This window comes from Corallococcus sp. AB030, from assembly GCF_003668965.1.
Lineage (GTDB): Bacteria > Myxococcota > Myxococcia > Myxococcales > Myxococcaceae > Corallococcus > Corallococcus exiguus.
The window spans coordinates 18,772-28,033 of record NZ_RAWQ01000147.1 but is presented as its reverse complement, the minus strand read 5'-3'; the positions used below and the strand labels follow the sequence as shown (position 1 = coordinate 28,033).

The 9,262-nt window shown below is 70.5% G+C and carries 8 protein-coding genes; 4 read left to right on the top strand and 4 right to left on the bottom strand.

The genetic code is table 11. The features are described from left to right. On the bottom strand, positions 1-335 hold a 335-nt coding region (locus D7Y15_RS29445; RefSeq protein WP_199745993.1), incomplete at its 3' end, for a thiamine phosphate synthase. 93 nt (positions 336-428) lie between these two features. Here D7Y15_RS29445 and D7Y15_RS29440 point away from each other — a divergent pair. From D7Y15_RS29440 to D7Y15_RS29425, 3 genes are read left to right on the top strand one after another with little or no spacing between them, the layout of a single operon-like run. Next, the gene (locus D7Y15_RS29440; protein ID WP_199733990.1) at positions 429-737 is read left to right on the top strand and encodes a hypothetical protein; all 309 of its coding nucleotides are present in this window, start codon (positions 429-431) and stop codon (positions 735-737) included. Further along, positions 734-1,045, top strand: a complete 312-nt coding sequence (locus D7Y15_RS29430; RefSeq protein ID WP_120581667.1) for a DUF1844 domain-containing protein — start codon at positions 734-736, stop codon at positions 1,043-1,045. The genes D7Y15_RS29440 and D7Y15_RS29430 overlap by 4 nt, the downstream gene beginning before the upstream one ends. Beyond that, a complete protein-coding gene (locus D7Y15_RS29425; protein WP_172815276.1) occupies positions 1,042-1,704 on the top strand; it encodes a hypothetical protein in 663 nt (220 codons plus the stop codon). The genes D7Y15_RS29430 and D7Y15_RS29425 overlap by 4 nt, the downstream gene beginning before the upstream one ends. 51 nt (positions 1,705-1,755) lie before the next feature. On the opposite strand, the gene D7Y15_RS29420 is transcribed toward D7Y15_RS29425, so the two are convergent. Then, positions 1,756-2,274, bottom strand: coding sequence for a hypothetical protein (locus tag D7Y15_RS29420; RefSeq protein ID WP_172811590.1), 519 nt, complete (start codon positions 2,272-2,274; stop codon positions 1,756-1,758). 255 nt (positions 2,275-2,529) lie between these two features. On the opposite strand from D7Y15_RS29420, the gene clpB reads away from it, so the two are divergent. Next, positions 2,530-5,154, top strand: a complete 2,625-nt coding sequence (gene clpB / locus D7Y15_RS29415; protein ID WP_121754630.1) for an ATP-dependent chaperone ClpB — start codon at positions 2,530-2,532, stop codon at positions 5,152-5,154. Between the two features lie 67 nt (positions 5,155-5,221). On the opposite strand, the gene D7Y15_RS29410 is transcribed toward clpB, so the two are convergent. Both D7Y15_RS29410 and D7Y15_RS29405 read right to left on the bottom strand, forming a co-directional pair. Then, entirely contained in the window at positions 5,222-5,962 is a 741-nt protein-coding gene (locus tag D7Y15_RS29410; RefSeq protein WP_121754629.1) for a glutathione S-transferase C-terminal domain-containing protein, read from the bottom strand. A 31-nt stretch (positions 5,963-5,993) separates the two neighbouring features. Then, positions 5,994-9,260 (bottom strand): serine/threonine-protein kinase, encoded by a 3,267-nt coding sequence (locus D7Y15_RS29405; RefSeq protein WP_148712897.1) that lies wholly within the window; start codon positions 9,258-9,260, stop codon positions 5,994-5,996. Positions 9,261-9,262: the final 2 nt, after the last annotated feature.

Here is a 9,262-nt window from a genome sequence, read left to right as displayed (position 1 = left end):
CCCACGTACCGGCCTGGCCCCAACAGCTCCCGCGCCGCCTCCGGAGGCAGGTCCTCGTCCCCCACGTGCACCCCGTGCGCGTCCGACAGGAGCGCCAGGTCCACCCGGTCGTTGATGAGGCACACCGCGCCCGCCCGCCGGCACAGGGCCACCACCGCTCGGGCCGCCGCCAGGGCCTCCCGGGAAGGGGTGTGTTTCATGCGCAGCTGGAGCATCCGGGCACCGCCCTGAAGCAGCTGTCCGGCCTTGTCCACCAGGGGCAACTCCGGGCGGATGCTGTCGTCGCACAGCAGGTACGGGCCTTGGGGAAGCGGGGGGCGGGGCGAGACGTTCATCGGTTTCCGGGCCTGGGGACACCAGCGTTGACAGGCGCCCCTCCTGCTATAAGGTGCCGCGCTGTTTTCCAAGCAATTCCGAGGATTTGAATCATGGCTGATGGCATCAACCCGAAGCACCTCGACAAGCGCACCGCCGACCGCTACCAGCGCAGCGGCCAGGTGGACGAGGACGCGTACAAGAAGCACCTCGAGGAGCTGCCGGACGTGGCCGACAAGTCCGTCCCCATCGAGACGCTGATGGATGGCGACATCGACGACGACTTCGATGACGAGGACGACGACGAGGATACGGACGACGACGCCTCCGACGAGGATGAGTCGGACGAGGACGAGTCGGACGAGGACGAGTCGGACGAGGCGGACGAGCCTGCTGGCGAAGAGGACAAGGCGTCCGAATGAGCCCTTCGGAGAAGCGGGGTGAGACCTTCGTGATGACGGGGGATGCGAGCCCCGCCTCCGAGGAGTCCCTGTCGTTCAGCACCTTCATCGTCGGACTGGGCTCCGCCGTCCTCATCCACCTGGGTGGGGCGCCGAACCCGGAGACGGGCCGCCTGGAGAAGGACCTGCCTTCGGCCCGGCAGAACCTGGACCTCCTGGCGATGCTCCGCGAGAAGACGCGCGGCAACCTCACCGCAGAGGAGGAGAAGCTGGTGGACAACCTCCTGTCCGACCTTCGCATGCGCTACGTGGAGGCAAGCCGGAAGTGAAGCCTCGTGAAGTCACCCGCCCGGGGGGATTGCCCCGGGGCGTGCGGATCGCCGCCGGGCTGTGCCTGATGCTCTCCACCCTGACGGGGTTCCTCGCCTGCAGCGAGGCCTCCGTCATGATGAACTTCGAGGCCCACCGCGAAGCGCAGCGGGAGCACACCCCCACCATTGCCCTGCTGGGCAAGGACCCCGCCGTCACCCAGGCCATCATGGAGGCGCAGCTGTCCGCGCTCTCCCCCATGCGCGAGTCGCGCGCCCTGGTGCTGACCGGGCTGACGGTGGCCTGCACCCTGCTCTTCTTCGCCTCCAGCCGCATGCTGCGCTCCCCCGACGGCGTCCCCCGGGATGGCTTCCGGCAGCTGCTCGGCGGCGCGGGCATCTTCGCCGCGCTGATGCGCACCATCGACGGGGCCCAGTGGACCGTCGTGGCCCGCCACACCAGCCAGGCCATGGTGGAGGGGCTCAAGGGCCTGCCGGAGTTCAAGGACCCGGCCACGGCGCAGCAGCTCTACGCGCTCGTCCCGTCCCTGATGACCCTCAGCGCGGTGCTCCCCACGGTGCTCGTCGCCGGCGGCTTCGCCCTGCTCGCCCAGTACTTCCGCAGCGAGGGCGTGCGGGACGCCATCGTCACGCTCGACGGGCCGACCGAAGACCCCTGAAGTCCGGGTGGGACTGACGCGGCGCGGCGCCAAAAGGCCGTCCGTGCTGCTTCAGCTCGCGTCCGTCTCCGCGCGGGGCAGCGCGGGCCCCAGGAGCAGCGCCTCCAGGGCGGCCATCGCGTCCGCTTCAGAGCCGGCGGCCGTGCCCTCCAGGGGCAGCACGCGGGCCAGCGGGGCCTGGGGGATGCGCAGGAGCTCGTCCCGGGTCAGGCCGAACACGTACGCCAGGTGCCCCATGGGCCAGCGGGACTGGAGGCGGGCGAAGGCCTCGTCGTCCAGCTCCTCCAGGGGACACGGCAGCTCCGCGTCCTCGTACACCACCTTCTCCCCACCCACCCGGCGGCCGTTGCCGTAGGCGATGACTTCCTCGCCCTCGTCCGCGTCGTACACGTAGGCGTGCACGGTGGCGTTGGCGGCGGCGGACAGGAGGCGGGCCAGGGCGTGGTGCGCCGCGTACCAGTGGGCACCCTGCCGACCCTGGGAGAAGGGCCCCAGGAAGGCCAGGCGCACCACCTTGCGGCGGCGGTTGATGGTGACGCGCAGCGCCGTGGCGGCCGGGACGCTGTCCATCGACAGGGCCTCCCGGGCCAGACGCACGAGCGCCAACCCGGAGAAGGTGTCGAGTCGAACGAGATAGCCGCCGTGCGCGTCCAGAGTGAAGCCCCCGAGGATGGGCGCCGCCTATAACCGACCCCCCCACCCCCTGGCAACTTCGCCACCACGATTACCCGGCCGCTTCCAGCGGCTCAAAGTATTCCAGGGAAATCGCCGGGCATACGGGCAGTGTCGCCTTGCCAAGGGGTCCCCGGCCCTTACGTTGAGGTCATGCGACTCGACAAATACACGGTGAAGGCGCAGGAGGCGATCCAGGAGGGTCAGTCGCTGGCCCGCCGGGCCGACAATCCCCACTACGAGCCGGAGCACCTCGCCGCGGCACTGCTGGGGCAGAAGGACGGCATCGTCGACCCTCTTCTGCGCAAGATTGGCGTGGACGTGAAGCTGTTCGCGGGCCGGCTGGGCGAAGCGCTCCAGAAGCTCCCCCGCATCCAGGGCGGCGAGAGCGCCATGCTCAGCCAGCGCCTGATGAAGACCTTCGACAAGGCCGAGGACGAGGCCAAGGCGCTGAAGGACGAGTTCACCTCGTCCGAGCACCTGCTGCTCGCGCTGACCCAGGACAAGGGCGCCGTCGGCGAGGCCATGAAGTCCTCCGGCGTGACGCGCGAGCGCGTGCAGGCGGGCCTGAAGGAAGTGCGAGGCTCCTCGCGCGTGACGAGCGCGGACGCGGAGTCCACCTACCAGGCGCTGGAGAAGTACGGCCGCGACCTCACGGAGGCCGCGCGCGCTGGCAAGCTGGATCCCGTCATCGGCCGCGACGAGGAGATCCGCCGCTGCATCCAAGTGCTCAGCCGCCGCACCAAGAACAACCCGGTGCTCATCGGTGAGCCGGGCGTGGGCAAGACGGCCATCGCGGAAGGGCTCGCGCGCCGCATCGTGGACGGCGACGTGCCGGAGGGCTTGAAGAACAAGCGCCTCATCACCCTGGACCTGGGCTCCATGGTGGCCGGCGCCAAGTTCCGCGGCGAGTTCGAGGAGCGCCTCAAGGCGGTCCTCAAGGAGGTCTCGGACGCGGCGGGCGAAATCATCCTCTTCATCGACGAGATGCACACGCTCGTGGGCGCCGGGAAGGCCGAAGGCGCCATGGACGCGGGCAACATGCTCAAGCCGGCGCTCGCGCGCGGCGAGCTGCACTGCATTGGCGCGACGACGCTGGATGAGTACCGCAAGCACATTGAAAAGGACGCCGCGCTGGAGCGCCGCTTCCAGCCGGTGTTCGTGGGCGAGCCCACGGTGCACGACACCATCAGCATCCTGCGTGGCCTCAAGGAGCGCTACGAGGTGCACCACGGCGTGCGCATCCAGGACTCCGCGCTCGTCGCGGCGGCCACGCTCAGCCACCGGTACATCTCCGACCGCTTCCTGCCGGACAAGGCCATCGACCTGGTCGACGAGGCCTCCAGCCGCCTGCGCATCGAAATCGACTCCATGCCCACGGAGATCGACGACATCCGCCGCAAGGTGACGCAGCTGGAAATCGAGCGCGAGGGCCTGCGAAAGGAGACGGATCCGCACTCGCGTGAGCGCCTGGCCACCATCGAGAAGGAGCTCGCGAACCTGAACGAGAAGTTCAACTCGCTCAAGGCCCACTGGGACGCGGAGAAGAAGGCCATCGCGGCCCTGCGCTCGCTCAAGGAGAAGCAGGAGAAGGCGCGCAACGACCAGGCCGCGGCGGAGCGCCAGGGCGACTTGAACCGCGCGGCGGAGCTGAAGTTCGGCGTCATCCCTTCGCTGGAGAAGGAAGTCACCGCGCAGAACGAGAAGCTGGCGGAGCTTCAGAAGAACCAGAAGTTCCTCAAGGAGGAGGTGGACTCCGAGGACATCGCCTCCGTGGTAGCCAAGTGGACGGGCATCCCGGTCTCCAAGCTGATGGAGGGCGAGATGCAGAAGCTGGTCAAGATGGAGGACCGGCTCGCCGAGCGCGTGATTGGCCAGCGCACCCCGATTGAGGCCGTGTCCAACGCCGTGCGCCGCGCGCGCAGCGGACTGCAGGACCCGAACCGCCCCATCGGTTCGTTCATCTTCCTGGGCCCCACGGGCGTGGGCAAGACGGAGACGGCGAAGGCGCTGGCGGAGTTCCTCTTCGACGACGACACGGCCATGGTCCGCATCGACATGTCCGAGTACATGGAGAAGCACGCGGTGTCCCGGCTCGTGGGCGCGCCCCCGGGCTACGTGGGCTACGAGGAGGGCGGCCAGCTGACGGAGGCCGTGCGCCGCAGGCCGTACACGGTGGTGCTCTTCGACGAAATCGAGAAGGCACACCACGACGTGTTCAACATCCTGCTGCAGATCCTCGACGAGGGCCGGGTGACGGACAGCCAGGGCCGCACGGTGGACTTCCGCAACACGGTGCTCATCCTCACGTCCAACATCGGCTCGCAGGCCATCCAGGAGGGCATGGCGGGCACGGACACGCTCAACGAGAAGACGCGCGGCGAGGTGATGGAAGCGCTGCGCAGCCACTTCCGGCCGGAGTTCCTCAACCGCGTGGACGAAATCGTCATCTTCGAGCCGCTGCGCAAGAAGGACATCTACCGCATCGTGGACATCCAGCTGGGCAAGCTCCAGAAGCTGCTCCAGGCCAAGCGCCTCACGCTGGACCTCACGGAAGGCGCGCGGGAGCTGCTGGCGGAGCGCGGCTACGACCCGACGTACGGCGCCCGGCCGCTGAAGCGCGCGGTGCAGAAGTACCTGTTGGATCCGCTCGCCATCAAGGTGCTGAACGGCGAGTTCGCGCCGGGCGAGCACATCCAGGCGGACGCGGGCCCCGACGGGCTCACCTTCGGCAAGGTGCTGGTGGACAACTCGAAGGGCGTGAAGCAGGCGGAGTAGCCGGCTGCACGCACCGGTGATTCACGGCGGGCCGCCTTCCCTCACCGGGAGGCGGCCCGTGGTGTTTTCAGGTGCGGCGGTGCTTGTCGTAGAGCGCGTCGCGCCACGCGAGCAGGTCCGGGAAGCGCGCGGCGAGCCCCGAGTGGGTCCACACCTCGCGCGTGCCCGCCCCCATGGGCAGGTGCCGGTCCGCGGGCGGCCCCAGCAGCACGAGCATCGCCGCGGTGGTGATGTCCGCGTAGGTGAAGCCCGCGTCCAGCAGGTAGGGCCTGCCCCCCAGCGCGGCGCGCAGCTTCTCGTAGGAGGGGGCGACGGCGGCCTCGATGGCCTCCGGCGAGGTGTCCGCCACCTGGTGCTTCTTCACCACGAAGCGCATGCCCAGGCGCGCGGAGGGCGCGAACACCGGGCGCAGCCAGCCGGGGACGAACTTCGGCAGCATCTCCGCCTGGGCGCGGGAGTTCGTCAGCATGCGCGGCATGGCATAGGCGCGCGCCAGGTCCAGCACGTGTTCGCTGGTGTCGTTCCACGCGGTGATGGTGTCCACCTGCGCGGCCGGGAAGAGCGGGCTGCCCTGCCCCACCGCCTCCGCGTGCTTCGCGATGGCGAACGAGCCGTGCGTGGCCGGCTGGGGCGGGTCCACGAGCAACGGCACGGAGGGCTTCACCCCGGGAGCCACCTGCTTGCGCAGCCAGCGCTCCTGGATGAGGGGGACATAGTCCTGGTAGCGGTAGGCGACGCGGTGGTGGTCCAACGCCCACCGGGCCTTCTCCGTCCAGCCCGACGAGGTCAGTCCGACGAGGATTCGCATAGGGGGCGGCACCCTAGCAGCCTCGCGCGCCTCAGCGCTCTCGCAGGAACGCGTCCAGTTCGGAGAGCTTGAGCAACCGGGGCTCGGCGGTGGGGAGCACGGCGTCGCGGGCGGCGGTGGCCAGTGCCCGGGCCCGCTCCGGCTCCAGGTGGGCCTTGCGCAGCGCGCGGGCCAGGATGAAGCGGATGTTGGCCATCTCCAGGGGCGGGGCGGCCGTCTGACTCCAGGCCTCCAGGGAGCGCTCCCCCCACTTACGGGCCTCGTCCACCTCACCGCGCGCCAGGGACAGCTCGGCCATCATCTCCTCCATCTCCATGGGAGGCCGGGTCTCTTCGCCCGCGAGCTTGTGGTGCAGGGCCAACAGCTCACGCGCCACGTCCCGGGCCTCGTTGAGCTGCTTCGCCCGGGTGAGCGTCACGGACAGGACGCGCAGCGATTCTCCCAGCTCGGTCTCCCCCTTCAGCTCCCGCACGATGGCCACGCTGCGCTTCGCTTCCGCGACGGCGCGCTCGGACTGCCCCAGCCGCATCCAGGCTTCCGCCTGGCATCGCGACGGCGCCGCGAAGATGGGATCGCTGCGGCCATCGGCCCGGGCCGCAGCCACCTCCTCTTCCATCTCCTGGAGCAGCACCTGGGCGTCCGCCACCCGGCTCTGGTTCATGAGGATCTGGGACAGGTTGGTGCCCGAGCGGATCCGGAAGATGGAGCCCTTGGGGAACAGCTGTTTGTAGATGACCCGGGCTTCCAGCATGCGGCGCTCGGCCTCGTCGTAGCGCCCCATGCGGAAGGCCGCCGCGCTCAGGTTCGCCCGCAGGCCGGCGACGTAGCGCTGGGGCTGGTGGTCGGGGCCGTAGATGCGCTCATAGCGGCGCAGGGTCTCCAGGAATGCCTCATACCCCTCCTCGTAGCGCCGCAGCTCCACCAGGGTCCCGCCCATGTTGTTGATCGTGATGGCGACCTTCGGGTGGTCCGGGCCGTAGGCGGCCTCCAACACCTTCCTGGCGCGCTGGATGGTGGCAAGCGCCTCCTCCGCGCGCCCCATCGACCGCTGGGTGGAGGCCATCGTGAGCAGCGCGCGGGCGAGCCGTGGCGAGTCGCGGCCGTGCAATCGCTCCTGGAGCGCCAGCGCCTGCTGAAGCACGGGCAGCGCCTCCGACGAGCGCGACTGCTGCTCCAGCGAGTTGCCCTCGTACGCGAGCAACTGGGACTCCAGCTCCAGGTTGCCGCCGGACCGCTCCAGGAGCGCCCGGGCCTCGTCGGCGTGGGCCTTGGCCTGCTCCGGGCGCTGGGTCACCTCGCCGTCGACGAAGACCTGGTAGACGACAGCCTCCGCGGCGCGCAGGTCGTCGCGCCCTGACAGTGACGCCAGCATCGCGCGGCGCAGCGCGGGTTCCGCGGACTCGTCGCGCAGGAAGGCGCGGGCCTCGCCTTCGATGAGCAGGGCCTCACCCAGCAGCGGCTTGTAGCCCAGCGTCTCCGCCTCCTTCACGATGGGGGCGACGCGGTCCACGGCGTCCTGCCACCGGTCCGCGCCCAGGCGGGCCCGCGCGTCGTCCAGCTTCGCGTAGGCGGCCTTCACGCGAGCGGCGACCTCCGGCCGCTCCGGTGGGGGCACCGGCTGGGACAGGGCCTCCACGTCCGCGCAGCGTGAAAGTGGACTCAGCGCCTGCGCGGCTTCTGGGGCGCTGGCGACGCCCACGCGGTCCGCGGAGAAGAGCACCTCCGTGAGCGCGGTCAGCTCCCGGCGGCGTCGCTCCAGGCAGTGGGTCCGCAGGTCCAGCACCGCGGTGGACTGCGTGCCGTGTTCGTGCGTGGCCAGGCACGCGTCGCGGCGGCTGTCATTCCAACCGGAGGCATAGGCATCCAGCGTCCGGGCGGTGGCCTCGTAGGCGGCAATGGCGTCCGGTGCGCGCGTGGCCTGGAAGGCCTTGAGCAGCGCCGCCTTGCGGTCCGCGTCCCAGATGCCCTGGAGCCGCGTGGGGTCATCCGCGCAGGGCGACGGGCCTCGGGCGAACACCACCGCGGCCGCGATGGCGAGCAGGCCCGCTCCCACTCCAGCGGCTGCCATCTTCGCGCTGGTGCGTGGGAAGGCAGCGCGCTCCAGCGCGTCGAGCAGGACCGTCATGGAGGGATGGCGGGCCCCGGGCTCCGGTGACAGTCCGCGCACGATGAGCGCGTGCACGGCGCGTGGGACATTGCTCCGGTTCGCCAGGCCGCCGGCCTCAGTGGAGGAGGGCTTCTGGCCGTGCAGCCCTTCGTACAGCGAGACGCAGAATGCGTACTGATCCGACCGCGCGTCCGCGGGGGAGCCCGTGAGCACCTCCGGCGCGATGTACCCTGGCGTGCCCGCGACGCTGGTGACCAGAGGGGCGCCCTTCGGAGACGCGGCGTTGCCCGGGCCGACCATCGGAGACGCGGCGTTACCCGGGGTGCCCTTCGGCGACATGGTCTCGCCCGGAATGGCTATCGGCGACGAGGCCTCGTCCGGGGCACCCTTAGGCGACGCGGCATCTCCTGGGGCGCTCCTGGGCGACGTGCTCCTGCCGGGTCCCAGCGCTGTGGCATCTGCTTCTTCGGAGGACTCCAGGCGGGCCAGCCCGAAGTCCGTCACGCGGGCGCGGCCCTCCTTGTCCACGAGCACGTTGTCCGGCTTGAAGTCCCGGTGCACGACGCCCGCCGCGTGCGCCGCCGCGAGCCCCCTCCCCGCCTGGATGTACAGCCGCACCACGTCGCGCCACGGTCGGGTGGCCTCCAGCAGGTGCTGGCGCACGGTGCCGCCATCCACCAACTCCATCGCGATGAAGACGACGTCCCCGAACGTCCCCACATCGTGCACGGCGACGACGTGCGGGTGGCGCGTGCGCGCGGCGGCCTGGGCCTCGCGCAGGAGCCGCTCTGTTCCCCCCTGGGAGCCGCTGGCGGAGGTCGGCGCGCGCAGGAGCTTCAGTCCGATGCGACGGTCGAGGCTTGGATCATACGCCGCGTGGACAACGCCCATGCCTCCCGCACCCAGCCGCTCCAGCACCACGTAGCGGCCCAGCAGCGTCCCCTGCGCGACCTGGAGGATGCGCGACTTGACGGAGCGGGTGAACGGCTCCGACACCGCCACGGCCGTGCGCGCGGCGTGCACGTCCGGCGCTGGGACGGCGCGCACGCGCAGGAAGTCCGCCAGGGCCTCACGGCAGGACGCGCAGGTGTCCAGGTGGCCTTCGGCGCGCTCGCGCAGGGACTGGGACGGAATGCCGTCCGCGAGGTCGAGCAGCTCGACCTCGTCGAGGTGGGCGGTGGACTCGGGCATGG